Origin of the sequence: Nocardia sp. NBC_00508 (genome assembly GCF_036346875.1) — a bacterium.
GTDB lineage: Bacteria > Actinomycetota > Actinomycetes > Mycobacteriales > Mycobacteriaceae > Nocardia.
The window spans coordinates 828,720-844,674 of sequence record NZ_CP107852.1; the positions used below are offsets into that span (position 1 = coordinate 828,720).

14 protein-coding genes are annotated in these 15,955 nt (G+C 68.5%); 13 read left to right on the forward strand and 1 reads right to left on the reverse strand.

Features of this window, described 5'->3' with window-relative positions:
* Nucleotides 1-637 precede the first annotated feature (637 nt).
* From OHA40_RS03545 to OHA40_RS03585, 9 genes are all read left to right on the forward strand, one after another.
* Nucleotides 638-1,966: a sensor histidine kinase gene (locus OHA40_RS03545; RefSeq protein WP_330231638.1), complete on the forward strand. Its 1,329-nt coding sequence runs from the start codon at nt 638-640 to the stop codon at nt 1,964-1,966.
* Nucleotides 1,963-2,379, forward strand: coding sequence for a roadblock/LC7 domain-containing protein (locus OHA40_RS03550; RefSeq protein WP_330231639.1), 417 nt, complete (start codon nt 1,963-1,965; stop codon nt 2,377-2,379). The genes OHA40_RS03545 and OHA40_RS03550 overlap by 4 nt, the downstream gene beginning before the upstream one ends.
* Nucleotides 2,376-2,741 (forward strand): DUF742 domain-containing protein, encoded by a 366-nt coding sequence (locus OHA40_RS03555; RefSeq protein WP_330231640.1) that lies wholly within the window; start codon nt 2,376-2,378, stop codon nt 2,739-2,741. The genes OHA40_RS03550 and OHA40_RS03555 overlap by 4 nt, the downstream gene beginning before the upstream one ends.
* The gene (locus OHA40_RS03560; protein ID WP_442943914.1) at nt 2,722-3,360 is read left to right on the forward strand and encodes a GTP-binding protein; all 639 of its coding nucleotides are present in this window, start codon (nt 2,722-2,724) and stop codon (nt 3,358-3,360) included. Before OHA40_RS03555 ends, OHA40_RS03560 begins: the two co-directional genes overlap by 20 nt.
* On the forward strand, nt 3,357-4,634 hold the full coding sequence (locus OHA40_RS03565) for a cytochrome P450 (RefSeq protein ID WP_330231641.1): 1,278 nt from the start codon (nt 3,357-3,359) through the stop codon (nt 4,632-4,634). The genes OHA40_RS03560 and OHA40_RS03565 overlap by 4 nt, the downstream gene beginning before the upstream one ends.
* 41 nt (nt 4,635-4,675) lie before the next feature.
* Nucleotides 4,676-5,866 carry a cytochrome P450 family protein gene (locus OHA40_RS03570; protein ID WP_330231642.1) on the forward strand — a complete coding sequence of 397 codons (1,191 nt, stop codon included), beginning with the start codon at nt 4,676-4,678 and terminating at the stop codon, nt 5,864-5,866.
* A 27-nt stretch (nt 5,867-5,893) separates the two neighbouring features.
* Entirely contained in the window at nt 5,894-6,748 is an 855-nt protein-coding gene (locus OHA40_RS03575) for a helix-turn-helix transcriptional regulator (RefSeq protein ID WP_330231643.1), read from the forward strand.
* Between the two features lie 75 nt (nt 6,749-6,823).
* Entirely contained in the window at nt 6,824-7,591 is a 768-nt protein-coding gene (locus tag OHA40_RS03580; RefSeq protein WP_330231644.1) for a glucose 1-dehydrogenase, read from the forward strand.
* A gap of 56 nt (nt 7,592-7,647) precedes the next feature.
* The gene (locus OHA40_RS03585) at nt 7,648-8,046 is read left to right on the forward strand and encodes an NUDIX hydrolase (protein WP_330231645.1); all 399 of its coding nucleotides are present in this window, start codon (nt 7,648-7,650) and stop codon (nt 8,044-8,046) included.
* Between the two features lie 30 nt (nt 8,047-8,076).
* Here OHA40_RS03585 and OHA40_RS03590 read toward each other — a convergent pair whose 3' ends face one another.
* Entirely contained in the window at nt 8,077-8,652 is a 576-nt protein-coding gene (locus OHA40_RS03590) for a potassium channel family protein (protein ID WP_330231646.1), read from the reverse strand.
* Between the two features lie 305 nt (nt 8,653-8,957).
* On the opposite strand from OHA40_RS03590, the gene OHA40_RS03595 reads away from it, so the two are divergent.
* From OHA40_RS03595 to OHA40_RS03610, 4 genes are all read left to right on the forward strand, one after another.
* On the forward strand, nt 8,958-9,464 hold the full coding sequence (locus tag OHA40_RS03595; RefSeq protein WP_330231647.1) for an OmpA family protein: 507 nt from the start codon (nt 8,958-8,960) through the stop codon (nt 9,462-9,464).
* 76 nt (nt 9,465-9,540) lie between these two features.
* A complete protein-coding gene (locus OHA40_RS03600) occupies nt 9,541-10,110 on the forward strand; it encodes a TetR/AcrR family transcriptional regulator (protein ID WP_330231648.1) in 570 nt (189 codons plus the stop codon).
* Between the two features lie 419 nt (nt 10,111-10,529).
* On the forward strand, nt 10,530-10,886 hold the full coding sequence (locus OHA40_RS03605; RefSeq protein WP_330231649.1) for a hypothetical protein: 357 nt from the start codon (nt 10,530-10,532) through the stop codon (nt 10,884-10,886).
* A complete protein-coding gene (locus OHA40_RS03610) occupies nt 10,883-15,925 on the forward strand; it encodes a hypothetical protein (RefSeq protein ID WP_330231650.1) in 5,043 nt (1,680 codons plus the stop codon). Before OHA40_RS03605 ends, OHA40_RS03610 begins: the two co-directional genes overlap by 4 nt.
* The last annotated feature ends 30 nt before the right edge of the window (nt 15,926-15,955 follow it).

Sequence of the window (15,955 nt, forward strand, 5' to 3'; positions counted from 1 at the left end):
GCTCGGACTCGGCCCCCGGCTCGGGCAGCCCGGTGGGCCGACTCACCGCCGGTCCCGCGGCGAGACCTCCCCGCGCTACGGCAGCTGCCGAGCCCGCCACAGCGCGGTGTCCGGGCCGCGAAGCACATCGTAATGGCCGACACAGATCTCTCGTGCCGCCACGTCACCGGGCCGCCACTGGCCAATAATCTAAAATTCAAGTACCGGAAAAGAAATACAGACGTCTGGACAATCCAGCGTCGTAGCAGCGGTGAATTTCGAGCAAACGCCGATCGAACAATTCGCCGGCCGCACACGCTGGGATATAGCAGTTTTCGGCCGGAACCGGCAGCGACGGAGCATCTTCGCCGCATGCGGAATATCCGCAGTGCCGCGTCCGGTCCCATTCCTTTCGAGTGGCGCCGCACTGCCCGTCCCGCTATGCTCGGGGCCGCAAGATGCGAAACTGCTTGCCGGTCTGCGTATTTCGGCAGTCCGAGCACGCAGCAGGGGGTCAGGGGACGATTTCCCCTCGGCGGGCGCGAATGCGGAAGTACGGAACTTGTCACAGTTATTGAAACCGGCCCCGAGCGAGCACGGCGAAGACGCTGTCCGGCGTTCGAAACCGCCGTACGCGACATTCACGGCCTGCGTAATCGTGAGCGCGTCCGTCGCGGCGGTCGCGGTGTACTACGCACCCACCGCATTCCGGGTATCGCTGGCGGCAGGCGCCGTCGCCGCGGCGATCATCCTATGCGCCGCCGTCACGGCCGCGGTCCACTTCCGGAACGAAGCCGTACGCGCCAGGAAGGATGCCGTCCGAGCCCGGCAGGACGGCGCGCTCGCCGCCGCCGACGCGGAGGCCGGGATGACCGCCGCACACAACGTCGCGGCCGAGCACGTCGCACGGTCGGAGCGCAGCGACAGCCGTCGCGCAGCGGCGATGGCGGCCTTCGCGGGCGCCGCGGGCCGCATGCAGGCGATGACCACCAGCATGCTCGCGGAACTGCGCGAGATGGAGCACCGCCACGGCGACCCGGCTGTGCTCGCCGACCTGCTGCAACTCGATCACCGCACCGCCCAGGCAGGACGGCTGGCCGACAGCATCGCCGTGCTCAGCGGCGCGCGATCCGGACGCAGGTGGGCGAAACCGATTGCGATGGAATCGATTCTGCGTGGCGCGATGGGACGCGTCGCCGGCTATCAGCGGGTGCGGTTGCGTGCCGTCGCCGAGATCGCCGTCTCCGGCCACGCCGCCGAAGGCATCATGCACGCACTGGCGGAGCTGCTCGACAACGCTTGCAACTTCTCCCCGCCCACGACCGAAGTGCACGTCTACGCCGCCGAGATCCCCGCGGGCGTCGTGATCACCATCGAGGACAGCGGATTGGTCATGAGCGAATCCGCGCTGCGCCGCGCCGAGACGGCGGTGTCGACCACCGGCCGGGACGGCCGCGGGCCCGGTGCCGGAGTGGACCTGTCCTCATTGACCGGGACCCGCCTCGGTCTCGCGGTAGTGGGCAACCTCGCGCGCAAACACGGCCTCACCGTTTCCTACCGTCCCTCCGCCATCGGCGGCACGGCGGTGGTCGTGGTGGTCCCCCGGGATCTCACCACCCGCGTGGAACGGCCGCAGCCGTCCACCACCACAGGCACGCTGCCCGTCGCGCGGGAGCTCCCCCGCCCCGCGCAGCGACCGCAGACGCGAAACGACCTCGAGCACACGCCGACCGGTACCTCGCACACTTCTACCGCCGAACCTGCCTCCCCTGCCGTCGTCCCGGCGCTGCCCAAGCGACGCCGCGGCAGCACGCTGGCCGCCGTTCACCCCGACGGCCTGACCGCGCCGGAGCCCGCCGCGCCGACTCCTCCGGCGTCGCGCCCCGACTCGCTCGGCGCGTTCCAGCGAGCGGTGACCAGGCGCGGGCCCGACGGTGCCGCAACCCCTTCCCCCGCCCCTTCCGTCGCCGTGGAGAACGAACGATGACAACCTCCGAGTCCGCGCAGCTGAGCTGGCTATTGGAACAGCTGCTGACCCGCACCCCGCGCACCCGGCACGCCCTGCTGCTGTCCAGCGACGGGCTGAAGATCTGCCACACGCCCGAACTCACCGTGGACCGAGCCGACCAGCTCGCCGCCATCGCCGCGGGCATCCAAAGTCTCTCGCACGGCGCGTCGGTGGAGTTCGGCGACGGCCGCGCCGGAGTGCGCCAATCGATGACCGAGTTCTACGGCGGCATCCTGTTCATCGTCGAAGCCGGGCTCGGCGCCCACATCGCGGTCGTCGCCGCGGAGGACGCTGATGCCGGGCTGGTCGGCCACAACCTGCGCGAGCTGGTGGAACAGCTCGGCGAACATCTGGCGGCAGCCCCGCGCTTCCGGGGAGCGAGCGTGTCGTGACCAGGCCAGGCCGGGACGACGACCCCGATCGGCTCTACACACTGACCGGCGGGCGGAGCAAGCCGGACTCCGACACGTTCGATCTGGTCACCCTGGTGGTCAGCGAGTGCGATCCGGCGCCGGGCATGCAGTCCGAGCACGTGGCGATCCTCGACCTGTGCCGCGCTCCGACCGCCGTCGTCGAAATCGCCGCTGAGCTGCGAATTCCGGTCGGCATCGCGACGATCCTGCTCTCCGACCTGCTGCACGCGGGCAAGATCACCGTGCGTCCACCGCGGACCGGCCTTCCCGGCGCGCCATGGCACGCCCTGCCCGACACCACCACGCTCGAGAAGGTGCTCGTTGGACTCCGCAAACTCTGATCCGCGCCCGGCCCGCGCCGACGCACCCCTGCACGGCGCGACCCGGCAGGGGCTGAAGGTCGTCATCGTCGGCGGCTTCGGCGTCGGCAAGACCACCATGGTCCGGGCGGTCAGCGAAATCCGTCCCCTCGACACCGAGGCGATCATGACCGACGAGGGCCTCGGCATCGACGACCCGAGCGGTGCGCCGGGCAAATCGACGACGACCGTCGCCTTCGACTTCGGCCGGATCACCATCGACCGCGAGCACGTGCTGTACCTGTTCGGCGCACCGGGACAGGAACGGTTCCGGTTTCTCTGGAACCGCCTGTTCACCGGCGCGCTCGGCGCGATCGTGCTGGTCGACCCGCGCCGGATCGCCGACTCCTGGTACGCCATCGACCGGCTGGAACACCAGCAGACGCCGTTCATCATCGCCTGCAACGATTTCGGCGGCGGGCACCGGCCCGGCGAGGTCCGCGACGCCCTCGATCTCGATCCGCACGTGCCGCTCATCGACTGCGACGCCAGATCCCGCGCGTCCGGCAAGGGAGTCCTCATCACCCTGGTCGAGCACCTCTCCACCCTCGCCCCGGCGCCGCGGCACACCCTGCTCCCCACCCCGGAGGCCGCGTCATGACCACGCCCGCACCGAGTTCCGCCCGCAGCTGCCCCGTCCACGCCGACCCGGCCGCGGTCGCGCTGAGCGGTCCGCGTTTCCACACCGACCCGCACCAGCTCTATCACGAGATGCGCCGCGAGCACGGCCCGGTGGTCGCCGTCGAGCTGCCCGGTGGCGTTCCCGCCTGGCTGGTCATCGGTTATCGCGAGATGCACCAGGTGACCAGTGATCCGGAGCTGTTTCCCCGCGACGTCGGCTTGTGGAACCAGTGGCCGAACATCCCCGCGGACTGGCCGCTGCTCCCGATGGTCGGGCAGCCGATGCCGTCGATCTATTTCACCGCGGGCGCGGAGCACCGCAGGCACCTGGCGATGGTGGAACCCGCCCTGGAAACGGTCGACACCTTCGCATTGCGGCGCACCTGTGAGGAATTGGCCGACCGGCTGATCGACGCGTTCTGCGGCCGGGGCGAGGCGGAATTGGTCGCCGATTTCGCCGAGCCACTACCGGTACTGTCGCTGGCGCGGATCCTCGGTTTCCCCGATGCGGACGGACCGCGGCTGGCGTGGACGATGAAGACACTGGCCGACGGCGGGGCCGACGCCCAGGCCGCACATCTGCAATTCGCCGAGCAGATGCAGCACCTGCTCGCGGCCAAGCAGGCCGAGCGAGGCGCCGATCTGGTCTCCCGGATGCTGGAGCATCCCGGTCCGTTCACCGATCAGGAATACGTCCTGGACCTGATGGCGATCACCGCCGCGGGCCATCTCCCTACCGCGGACTGGATCGGAAACTCGGTGCGGCTGATGCTCACCGACGACCGGTTCGCCGCGGCACTGGGCGGCGGACGGCACAGCGTGGGACAGGCGATGAACGAAGTGCTGTGGGAGGACACGCCGACGCAAATCCTCGCCGGGCGCTGGGCCGCGCGCGACACCCGGCTCGGCGACAAGGTGATCCGCTCCGGGGACATGCTGCTGCTCGGCCTGGCCGCCGCCAACGCCGATCCGCATGTGCGCCAACATGTCTCCGACGGCGCCGAACCAGCGCACGCAGGCAACAGCGCGCACTTCGCCTTCAGCTACGGCGAATACCGCTGCCCCTTCCCCGCCCAGCAGATCGCCGAGGTCATCGCGCGCACCGGGATCGAGGTCCTGCTCGACCGGCTGCCCGACCTCGACCTGGCGGTGCCCGCCCAGAACCTGGCCCGGCGACCGTCGGCCTTCCTGCGCGGCATGACCTCCCTGCCTGTCCGCTTCACACCTGTTCGCGCCATCGGAGGTACCCCGTGAGCCGAGAATGCCCGCACCTAGCACCCCTCGCCATCGACCCCATGGTCAGCGACCTCGCCGGGGAAACCCGTCGGCTGGGCGCCGCGGGTCCGCTCACCCGGATCGACCTGCTCGGCGTGCCCGCCTGGACCGTCACCCGGCACACGCTGGCGCGGCAGTTGCTCGTCGATACCAGGCTGGTGAAGGACATCAACGCATGGTCGCTGTGGCAGACGGGCGTGGTGACCAGGCAGTGGCCGCTCATCGGCATGATCGACGCGGGCCGTTCGATGTTCACCGTGGACGGCGCCGAGCACCGCAGGCTCCGGATCAAGACCACCCAGGCACTCACGAAACGACGATTGGACGCACTGCGCCCGACAATCGAGCGGATGACCGCCGAACTGCTGGACGATCTCGAGCAGGCCGGACGAGACGGCGCGGTGGTCGATCTGAAGACGGTGTTCGCCTATCCGCTGCCGATGCGGGTGATCAGCGAGCTGATGGGTGTCGACCGCGCCGACCATCCGATGCTGCTCGCCTGGTACAAGGCGTTCTTCTCACTGCTGACCCCGCAGGACGAGCGGCTGCGGGTGATCAACGACCTGGACGAGTACTTCACCGACCTGGTGCGCAAGAAGACCGCCGACCCGACCGACGACCTGACCAGCGCCTTCATCCTCGGCAGCAACGACGCCGAACCGCTCACCGAGGAAGAAGTGGTGGGCAACCTGAAGGCGCTCGTCGCCGCCGGGCACGAAACCACGATCGGCCTCATCCTCAATGCCGTGCGCGCCCTGCTCGGCCGCCCCGCCCAGTTGCGCGCCATCCGCACCGGCGAGTTCGCCTGGGACGCCGCGGTGGAGGAAACACTGCGCTGGGACAGTCCGGTGACGCATCTGCTGATGCGTTTCGCCACCGAGGACATCACCGTTGGCGACCTGGTGATCGAGCAAGGCGAGGGGGTGGTCATGTCCTACCGTGCGATCGGACGCGACAGCACCGTGCACGGCACGGACGCCGACGACTTCGACATCACCCGCCCAACGGCCAACCGGCACATGGCTTTCGGTCACGGCCCGCACATCTGCCCCGGTGCGGCGCTGGCCCGCCTGGAAGCGGGTATCGCCCTGCCCGCGTTGTTCGCTCGCTTCCCCGGCCTACGCTCGGCGGTGCCGGTCGAGGAAATCCGCAACCTCCCGGTGCTCACGCAGAACGACCTCGAGGCATTCCCGGTGCATCTCGGGAACTGATCGAAGCACCCGATTGTTGCGTGGCGTATGGCCAGCGAATCCTCCGCGGCGGCGCTGCACCGGCGCGCCGAACTCCGCGATTTTCTCCGTACCCGTCGCGCCCGCCGCACGCCGCAGGACATGGGTCTGGCGGCGGTGGGGCGGCGTCAGACTCCCGGACTGCGGCGCGAGGAAGTCGCGCTGCTGGCCGGAATCGGCGTGTCCTGGTACACCTGGCTCGAGCAGGGGCGCGACATCACCGTCTCGGCCGAGGTACTCGACGCGATCGGGACGGCACTGCGGCTGACCGAGCCGGAGCGGGCGCACCTGTATCTGCTCGCCGGTCTCAACCCGCCGCAGCCGGGCCCGGCGGGCGACGCCGAGGTCAGCCCTCAGTTGCGGCAGCTGCTCGACGCGTGGGGATCGCGGCCCGCGGTGCTGCGTGACCGATACTGGAATCTGCTCGCGATCAACGACACGGCACGCACGGTTTTCGGGTTCGGCGACGCCGACTACAACTGCCTGGTCTCGTTCTTCACCAATGCCGGGTACCGCGGTATGCACACGCAGTGGAACGCGGTCGCGCCCGCGGTGGTCGCCGCCTTCCGCGCGGATGCGGCGCACTCGCCCGGCGACCCGCGGTTCGGCAAGGTGATCGGCGAACTCAGCGCCGCCAGCTCCGAGTTCGCCGGGCTGTGGGCCCGCCACGAGGTGAATGCCCCGGTCCAGGCCGTGAAGGCGGTGCGCCATCCCGAGGCCGGTGACCTGTTCTTCGATACGACGACCCTGGCGGTGGCCGACCATCCGGACTGGTTCCTGGTGCTCTACAACCCGCAACCCGGCACCGAGACCGCGGACCGAGTGGAAGGGCTGATGCGGGTCCGGCTCGCGGCCCCGGCATGACCGCGGCCTGGTGGTGCCACACCTAGGTCAACTGCACACTGTTCGACCAGCGCGCGCTTCGGCACGCTGACATTCATGACGCACAGCATTTCTCGATTCGACGGCAAGGTCGCGCTCATCACCGGCGGCTCGAGCGGTATGGGACTGGCCACCGCACGACGGTTGCTCGCCGAAGGCGCACAGGTGATCATCACCGGCCGGGACAAGGCCCGGCTGGACGCCGCAGCCGACGAACTCGGCAACGATCGGGTGGTGGCGGTGCCCGGCGACGCAGGTCGGCTCACCGATCTCGACGCGCTCACCGCCGCCATCCGCGACCGGCACGGGCGGCTGGACGTGGTGTTCGCCAATGCGGGAGTCGCCTCGTTCCAGCCGTACGGCGAGATCACCGAGGCGGAATTCGGCCGCGTCGTCGACATCAATTTCAAAGGCGTGTTCTTCACCATCCAGAAGACCCTGCCGCTGCTGTCCGAGCGCGCGGCGATCGTCATCAACGCGTCGTGGACGCTGCATCGCGGTCTGGCCGGCGCCTCCCTGTACGCGGCCACCAAAGCGGCGGTGCACAACCTGGCGCACACCCTCGCCGCCGAACTGGGGCCCAGAGGAATTCGCGTCAACTCGGTGAGCCCCGGGTATATCGAGACCCCGATGTTCCACGACAACGTCAGCCCGGAAGCGCACACCACTGTTCTCGCCGAGGTGGCCAGCGGTCGGCTCGGCACCGCCGACGACGTCGCCGACGCGGTTGCCTTCCTCGCCTCCGACGAGGCGTCCTATATCAACGGGCAGGACCTGATCATCGACGGCGGCCTTGTCGCGGCCGTATCCGGGGAGATGATCTGAGCACCGTCGCGAAATCCGGTTGACGCCCGGTTCCGGGTGCTCAGTACAGTGGGCCGGTGATTCGCACAGCCGCGCTGGCCCACATCCGGGATCGCCGCCTGCTGCAGGCGCGCTCGGTCGGCAAGGACGTCTTCTACATGGCGGGCGGCAAGATCGACCCCGGGGAGACGCCCGAGGCGGCGTTGCATCGTGAAGTGCGTGAGGAACTCGGCGTCGGCGTCGTCGCCTACGACGAACTCGGGGTATTCCAGGCCGAGGCGTATGGGCACTCCCCCGGTACCCGGTTGCACATGACCTGTTTCACCGCGGAACTCGATGGCGAACCCCGCCCGGCCGGCGAGATCGCCGAGCTGCGCTACTTCACCGTGCGCGAGTACGCCGCCATGGACCGTGTCGCTCCCGGCTCGATGATGGTCTTCCGCAGGCTGCACGAACTCGGCGCGGTCGACTGGTAGTCGCGAGAGGGCCCTGCGGCGCACCGCGCTTCACTTTCCCTCCGCATTTCCGGCCCCGAATGAGTCGGATCGGTGCAGTTGTTCACGACGGAAGCGGACCGAGTGAACCAGCAACCGGATCACCAGGCCGATCAGGACCAGATTGCCGAGCATCTGGCTGAGCACGACGGTCCGGGCAGTCTCCGACGTGGCCACGATGTCGCCGAATCCGACTGTGGTGAAAACCGTTACGCAGAAATAGAGCGCGTCGACCCGCGTCAGCGGCTCGTTGAAGTCGCCGGGAGCGGCAGCGGAGAGTACCGCGTAGACCGTGGCATAGCCGACGAGGTAGAAGCCGAAGATCGCCGTCAGCGCCTGCAACGCCTGCGCGACGGGGTCGCCCGCTCGCAGCACCTGCCGGATCTGCCAAGCACCCACCGCGCACACCGCCAGCAGACCGAACAGCAGAAGGACCAGCGTGTGTATGCCGCTGATCCGGGTGAAGGGCAGCGAGAAATACGCCAGCAGCAACGCGGTGATGGTGACGATCGGCGGCAGCAGCGCCCGCCGGAGCACCCGCCGCCGGTCTCCGGCCGATCCGCTGTGCGAACCGTTCGCTGTCGACATCGAGGGTCCCCTCCGCATCGACGTCCGGCCCGGTCGGAGCCGGTCGCCTATCGACGCTACCGGCCGCCATGCCGAGTTCTCTGTATTCCGGTGCCGAAGTCCCGACGCGACGGTGTTCAGGGCATCGAGCGAGTTCGAAACGACAGTCCGGACGAGGCAACTATGCGAGGATCGCTGCACCGGCATGATCGATCGACCTACGCGCAACCGCCATCAGAGTTCGATCCCGCACAAGTGCTGATCAATTTCAGGCATCGCACTGAATGACGCAAACCGGAATTCTCCACCGAACGAGGAGTAGGCCGATGATATCCAGGAACAGCGTCACCGGAATTGCCGCTACGGCGGTCGTGCTGCTCATGACCGCGGCATGCGGGTCGGACAACGGCGCGGAGACGACGCCGACGACCGAGCATAGGCACGACACGCGCAGCAGTATCGCGGCGACCACGTCCCCGGTCCTGAACGCCGCCCAGGAGGCGATCCAGAACGCCATCAACGCGGCGCTGGCCGCCGCGCCGATCAACTTCGACAGTGGCAGTTCGGACCTCAGCGCGGTGGACGTGGCCACCATCAAAGCGGTCGCGGTCCCCTTGAAGGGCAACGACGCCAAGATAGAGATCACCACCTACGCGCAGGATGCGAACTCCGCGACCGCCAAAGCCTTGGCCGAGAGCCGGGGCGACAACATCGCGGCCGAGCTCGAGTCCGAGGGCATCGACAAGGCGCGCATCAGCGTGCACGCCGAGGCCAACCCGACCGCGCAGGACGTCGAGATCGACGAGGCGCGGATCGAGGTGGTCGCCGATTAGGTGCGAACCGACTCGGGGCTGTGTCTGCGCCACTGGCGGCTGATCCAGCGAGTCCACGCCCATCCATACTTGGGGCATGGTCGCCGTCACACGCACACCACGCAGCAGCTGGATCGAGCAGGGCCTCGCGGCGCTGGCCGCAGGCGGCCCGGAGGCCGTCCGAATCGAGAGCCTGGCCGCGGCGCTCGGCGTCAGCAAAGGCGGCTTCTACGGGCACTTCGCCGACCGGAACGCGCTGCTGGCCGAGATGCTCGACACCTGGGAACGCGAAACCACCGACGACGTCATCACCCGCGTGGAACGCGAGGGCGGCGACGCGCGCGCCAAGATCCGGCGCGCGGGCCTGCTCACCTTCTCCGACGACCGGCTGCGCCCGATCGACCTCGCCGTGCGCGATTGGGCGCGGCGCGACCGCGACGTGGCCGAACGGCTGCGCCGCGTCGACAACCGGCGCATGGACTATCTGCGCGAGCTGTTCGGCAGCTACTGCTCGGATCCGGACGAGATCGAGGCCCGCAGCATGCTCGCCTTCTGCCTGGCGATCGGCAAACATTTCCTCGCCGCCGACCACGACGGCCGCACCCGCGACGAGGTCGTCGCACAGGCCGGGCGCTTTCTCCTCGACCTCCCGAGCACGCGACCGTAGCCGCGGAAATTCGGTGGTGGGTCGCGGCGGGCGGCGTTACGGTTGCGCGTCCTCGCCAGTGTGAGGGTATTCCGCCGTGTCTGGCCTGCGGCTGCGTGCGGCCCAATCGCATCGCGGGCGACGACAACGCGGTGGCGCTGATGCGGATCGCGTTGCGCCCGTTGGCGGATCCGCGGATCGGCCGACGAGTGCTGTTGTCGTTGTGCTGATCGACCGGTGAAACCCGCCCGGGCCGAGTCGTTCTCGGCCCAGGCGGCGACCGGTCCAGGCGTCGGGTCGCCGACGGCCGGGACCCGCCTTCGAGGGGCTGCATTACCTCGATCGCCAGTGCGCAAGCGGCGATCTCCGACGTCGAACTCAGCTACAGTTGAGGCATTCTCGACGACCGAAGTTTCGTCGGTTGATTCCCAGGGGAACACATGGACGTTGTGGTGAAGATCGAGGGTGGCCGCGCGGATGAGCTTCGCAGGATCGAGACGGCGGTACGCGAGGAGTTGGAGGAGCAAGGCTTTCAGGTCGACCGCTCCGTCACCGAGATCGAGCAGGGCGCGCTCGGCGCCGTAGAAGTACTCCAGTTCTTCGGGGAGAACGTGATGCTTCCGGTGCTCGTGCAGGCGCTCTATGACTACGTCGTATATCGACTGCGCGAACCGGATGGAGACACAGTCGAAGTCCACGCCATCAGAACCGATCTGCCCGACGGCACCCGCCGCTCCGAGCTCACGCTGGTTGGTGAGGCGAAGGGGGTAGCCGCGGTTCTCGAGGAGCTGCGGTGAATCCGGACGAGGAGAAAAGCGACCCATCCCGCTCCAGCGTCCTCCTGATCGGCGGTAGTACCTACCCCCAGTGCAACTTGCCACCGATCCCCGCCGCCGAGAACAACCTCGACAAGCTGAAGGCCGCGTTCTTGGACCCCGAGCTGTGGGGGTTGCGGCGCGGGCGACTGAAGGCCGAGCCCGATCTGACGCGGTCGGACATGATCGACGCCATCGGAACGAGCTACCGGATCTCCGAAAGCGGCGGAATCTTCGTCCTCTACTTCGTCGGCCATGCCCAATCCCACGACGGAATGCTCTACCTGGCACCGCACGACGCCGGAAGCGTTCTCGACCCTCGGTCTTCGATGGTGCCGATGGATGAGGTCTTCACGGCGGTCCAGCGGGAAGGCAACAAGAGAGCCGAGCGGAAGCTGCTCATCCTCGACTGCTGCTTCGCCGGCCGTGCCATCCGCTCCGTGCCCGGAGAACCTACACCCGCCGGTGGCGAACGCGGGTGGTACGTCATGGCTGCCACGTCGGAGAAGGACATCGCGTTCGGCGACGCCGGACGCGAAACCACATTCTTCACCGGGGCCCTGCTCGAGTCGTTCGACGGTGTGAAGGAGTTCCGGCCCGGCCTCTCCCCGCAGTGGGTGTTCGATACCGTGAGCACGATGATCGCCGGCTCCGGCGACACGGACACGACGAAGCTCGTGCCACACCAGTCGACGGCCACCTGGGCGGGACGACCATGGCTGCGTAATCGCAAGCACGACAGGGCCCCTCCTATCCCGCACACCTACCCGGCGGTCACCGCGGAGACAGTCGGTGCCGCGCAGCCGCTGCCGAACGGCTTCCGAGCCTGGCCTACGTCCGAGGTCATCTTCACCGGCCGCACCGAGGAACTGGAAGCGGCCCTGGGCCGCTTCCGGCAGCGCACCGTGCTCCCAGTTCACGGGCCCCGCTACGCAGGCAAGTCCGCGTTCGTCCGCCAACTGCTGGCCACCCCCGGTGTCAAGGAATCCGCGCCGACAGAGCAGCCCTGGCTGTTGCTGGAGATCACGATCGTCAACGCCAGTGCCGAGTCCCCGGTCCTGGAGGCCCTCGCCTCCGCGCTGGAGGTCCGCCTGCACGACATCGACCAGGGCACGGAGGCCGACGGCGACCCTCGTCGAGAACTGGTCATCGACCGGCTCCGGGAACACGCCCGTGGACGCACCCTGCTGCTCGTCATCGACTGCGGGCGGCTGGGATACGACTCCCGCCACATCAGCGGCGAGCTCGACCAACTGCTCGCGCACCCCTACTTTCGCGACACAGCCAACATCGTCATCGCCCGAGTCCCCCTGACCGTTCACGGTGACGAGCAACTCGACCTCCAAGTCCCCGTCCGGCTCGCGGAGCTCCAGCGACCAGAGGCCGCGCAGCTCCTCACCGCCCTGATGGCTCACGAACGCGTGACGGTCGACGGCGAAGCCGTCTTGAGCCACATCCAGGACAGCCGACTGAGACTGCCGGGCGTACTGAACCACAGCGCGAAGGGCTATCTCAGCAGCGCCGACCGTGGCACGACCACGCCCGACCCGGTAACCGTTGCCACCGCCCTCTTGGAGGGGACGGCCCCCAGTGTGGCCAAGACACTGAACGAACTCGATTGCCGCCTCACCGCCGGGACCGATACCCCGCATGGCCCGGAACCGCTCGCGATCCTCGCCGTCTGGGCCCTGTCCGACCAGCTTTCGCTGCCTCGGCATGTGCTGGAGAACCCCTCCGTCGGCCTCCCGCAGCGCACGTTGGCGCTGCTGGAGGACGCACGCGTCGTCTGGTCCACCGACACGGGACATCTCACGTTGGGGCAGGCCAGCGAGCAGGCGCTGCGTTCCCTGCTGATTGGCGCCCTGACCCGTGGCGAGACCATGGAGAACCCGCTCGCTCCACCCCTCCTCGATCTCGCGCTGCTCGACAAACTCTTTTCTCCCGAGCTGGACATCACCGAGCTGGACCGCCGCCTCGCCGCGGTCGCAAGCCCGCTGCTGGTCACCGCCGCAGGGGCGCTGGAGGTCGACGACGACAAGGCAGACGACGCCTTCCAGATGAGGCTCCGCTCGGCGCTCGGGTGGATCGAGGACGAAGGCGGCAAACGACTCCCGGCGCTGCACGAGGTCATTTGCTCGCTGGTGGTGGCGCCCGCCGGTGACGCGCCCTACCTGCCTGCGTCCGCGGACCGCCTGGTGGCGCCGGCTACCCGAGATGAGGAGCGGGCCGCAGGCGAACCGGTCGGATTCGAGGGACTGTTCGATAGCGGAGCGGGCGGGGAAGGCGTCACTCACCTGGCCGGGCTCTACCGCCTCTACCACGCGCTGGCCTCGCTTACCCTCACCGCTCGCGCCGAAGGCCGGGCAGCGGAGACCAGTGCGCGGTTCGTCGCCGCCGCCGAGGAGTTCTCCGCGGCGCTCGCCCACTGCGAACCCGAACAGGTCCCGCACACTCTGCTGCGCTCCGCAGACGCTTCACTGGCTCTCACCGGCAAACGGCTGAGGCTCAGGGCGCGCCTCATCGACGTCCGGCTGGCCGCTGTCGACGTGCTGCTGCTCGGAGCCCGCCGGCGCGGCCCCGGACAGGCAAGCCGGATCACCCTGGCCTTCTCCTGGCTGCTCAACACGGCCGACGCGCTGATCGACGCGGACCGGCTCGCCGAAGCCGGGGAGCTCGTCGGGAAATCCGACGAGCTGGTGGCCCAGGAGCTTCCGCAGGACGGCACGCCGCGCAGCGCCTACACGCGGCTTCAGTTCGGCAATCGGATCGCCCGAGTGCGCAGCCGCCTCCTGACGGACCCCGCGCAGCGCCGCGGCGAACTGGTCGAAGCGGTACGGAATGTGGTAGCAGGCCTGGATCTCGCGCATGCGGAAGGCGCACCTCTGTCGCTCTGGTCGCTGCGCCTGTTCGAGTCCGCCATTCTGCTTCTCCAGCAGAGTTCCACCGACGAGGAGCTGGTCGAGATCCGGGCTCTCGTGCTGGATCCGCTCGAGCGCTGCTGGGGCGACAGGCGTACCTGGCCGGCGAGCATCTGCATATCCGCGGCGCGCTTCCTGCGGAAGTTGCACGTACGGTGCACCGATCCCGCCTTGAAGCAGAGCGGCGCCCAAGAGGCCGTGGAGCTGCTGGTCCACCATCCTGCTGTGCGACAGAGCCAAGGTGTGGAGACGCGCCGAGGAAGCCCCCAGCCCCCCTTCGAGCCAGAAGGCGGCAGCCCTTCACTGAACGACCGGGAGGCTGCCAATGTGCTGAGTTCCCTGGCACAGGCGTACGGGTTCCTCGCCCGCACCCTTCGGGAAAACCAACGCTTCGGTCCGGCACGCGCTCGGCTGGTGAAAGCGGAGGAATGCGCCCGGGCCGCGGTAGAACTCGCCCCTACCGCCTTCTCGTACTCGGTCTGGCTCAGACAGATCCTCGATATCCGGCGGGCCGCACCCCGCACCGGAACCGCTGGCGAGCAGGCAGAGAGGTATCGCCGGGTCTGCGTCAAGGCGGTCCGCAACTGGTTGACGCGACGAGATGTTCGCTCGCATGCGCACGCTCTGCTCGACCTCACCTGTCTCGAGTCCGACTGGTTCGAGGAGGGCAGTCTGCGCGGTGCCGCCCAACGCCCCGGGGAGGACTTCCTGCGGCTGCACCCGGCCATTCAGCGCGACCGTATCGATGCGATCTACCGCGAACGTCAGCAGAAGTTGAAGGCACACCGTCACCGTTACGGCCCTTCGGTCGAACTGTGCGCCCTGGAAACGCGGTTGGAACGCGAGTACTGCCGCTGGACAAGCGTGCTCGACTTCAAGGTGGCCAAGGTCAAAAAGAAGCGGGGCATCGGCCCGGGCCCCGCCACGAGGGCACCTCAGGTCGACAACACCCCACTCTTCGAGATCTTCCGCGAGGCCTCGGCCCGCTGGCCGGGCGACGCCCGGCTGATCGCTGCCGAGGCCGGGTTCCGCCGCTACATCTGGGACTACGGCCAGGCCATCGACCTGTACGAGTACCTCGCCCGCACCGCGCCGAACGGCGAGATCCGGCGCGTGGCCCTGCTGTCCGCCGCGGAGGCGATGCTCTCGGACGTGGAGTACGTCACGCCCGATCAACGATCCGACTGGCACGCCCGGCTCATCGAGGCCCGAAACCATTTGAACACGGTTCTCAGCAGCAGCAGCCGCATCGGACTCGCTGTCGTCCTCAGTGAGCGGGTCGCCATCCGACTGGGCGAACCGGTGAACTGGGAGCCCATCGACGATGCCTTCGAGGCCGTGATCGGCGGTGACTACTCGGGCACGGTCGGTCGCTTCCTGGACCGCCGCCACTACGGGCAGGTCCGCAGCCTCGGCCGGATCGGCGACCGAGTACGCATCACGAGCAAGGGTGGTGACAAGCCATCGGAACAGAACTGGCTCCATGAGCTGCTCGACGACTTCACCGACAGTCGCGCCGATCGCAAGAGCGCCACTGGGCCCGCGTCGAGCGCGGCCGGGGACACCCCTCCGCAGCCCAGCGCCGCGGACACGTTCGCACGCGACGAGGACCTGGGCCAGTTCACCTCGGAGCTGCTCGGTGAACTGCTCCTCACGGATTTCACCAGCCCGCAACTACTGGGCGGTCTCGGAAAGCTCTATCTCGACCGAGCCATCGACCTGATCGCCCGCCACCGGAACCTCGAGGGGGCCGAACCGGCCCCCGACTCCAGCACCGCGACGGATGCCGCAGGCCACGCCCGGAGGGCATACGACTGCTTCGACGCCTGCCGCATCCTGCAGGAAGCACACGGCACCGAATCCATCGTGACCAAGTTCGAACGCGGCCGCGCCACCACGCTCGCGGCAAAGGTCGCGCACACCCCGAATCCGTTCGATCCGTCCCCGTTTCAGGGACGGGGAGCACAGATCCGACAGGCCGTCGGCCTCCTTCTGATGGCTCGAGAGCACAGTGTCGGCGGGTTCAACTCGGTGTGCTCCCGAGCCATGCGGGAGAACAACGAGGTGCAAGCGCGACTCGGACTGCGACGATCCCCGGACTAGGCGGCTGCCTCTCCTTTACTCGCCCCGGGG

Bases quoted from the DNA above. Each gene is read 5' to 3' on its own strand.
- OHA40_RS03590 (WP_330231646.1), bottom strand. From the start codon at position 8,652: ATGTCGACAGCGAACGGTTCGCACAGCGGATCGGCCGGAGACCGGCGG.
- OHA40_RS03580 (WP_330231644.1), top strand. From the start codon at position 6,824: ATGACGCACAGCATTTCTCGATTCGACGGCAAGGTCGCGCTCATCACC.
- OHA40_RS03550 (WP_330231639.1), top strand. From the start codon at position 1,963: ATGACAACCTCCGAGTCCGCGCAGCTGAGCTGGCTATTGGAACAGCTG.
- OHA40_RS03570 (WP_330231642.1), top strand. From the start codon at position 4,676: ATGGTCAGCGACCTCGCCGGGGAAACCCGTCGGCTGGGCGCCGCGGGT.
- OHA40_RS03600 (WP_330231648.1), top strand. From the start codon at position 9,541: ATGGTCGCCGTCACACGCACACCACGCAGCAGCTGGATCGAGCAGGGC.
- OHA40_RS03595 (WP_330231647.1), top strand. From the start codon at position 8,958: ATGATATCCAGGAACAGCGTCACCGGAATTGCCGCTACGGCGGTCGTG.
- OHA40_RS03565 (WP_330231641.1), top strand. From the start codon at position 3,357: ATGACCACGCCCGCACCGAGTTCCGCCCGCAGCTGCCCCGTCCACGCC.
- OHA40_RS03575 (WP_330231643.1), top strand. From the start codon at position 5,894: ATGGCCAGCGAATCCTCCGCGGCGGCGCTGCACCGGCGCGCCGAACTC.
- OHA40_RS03605 (WP_330231649.1), top strand. From the start codon at position 10,530: ATGGACGTTGTGGTGAAGATCGAGGGTGGCCGCGCGGATGAGCTTCGC.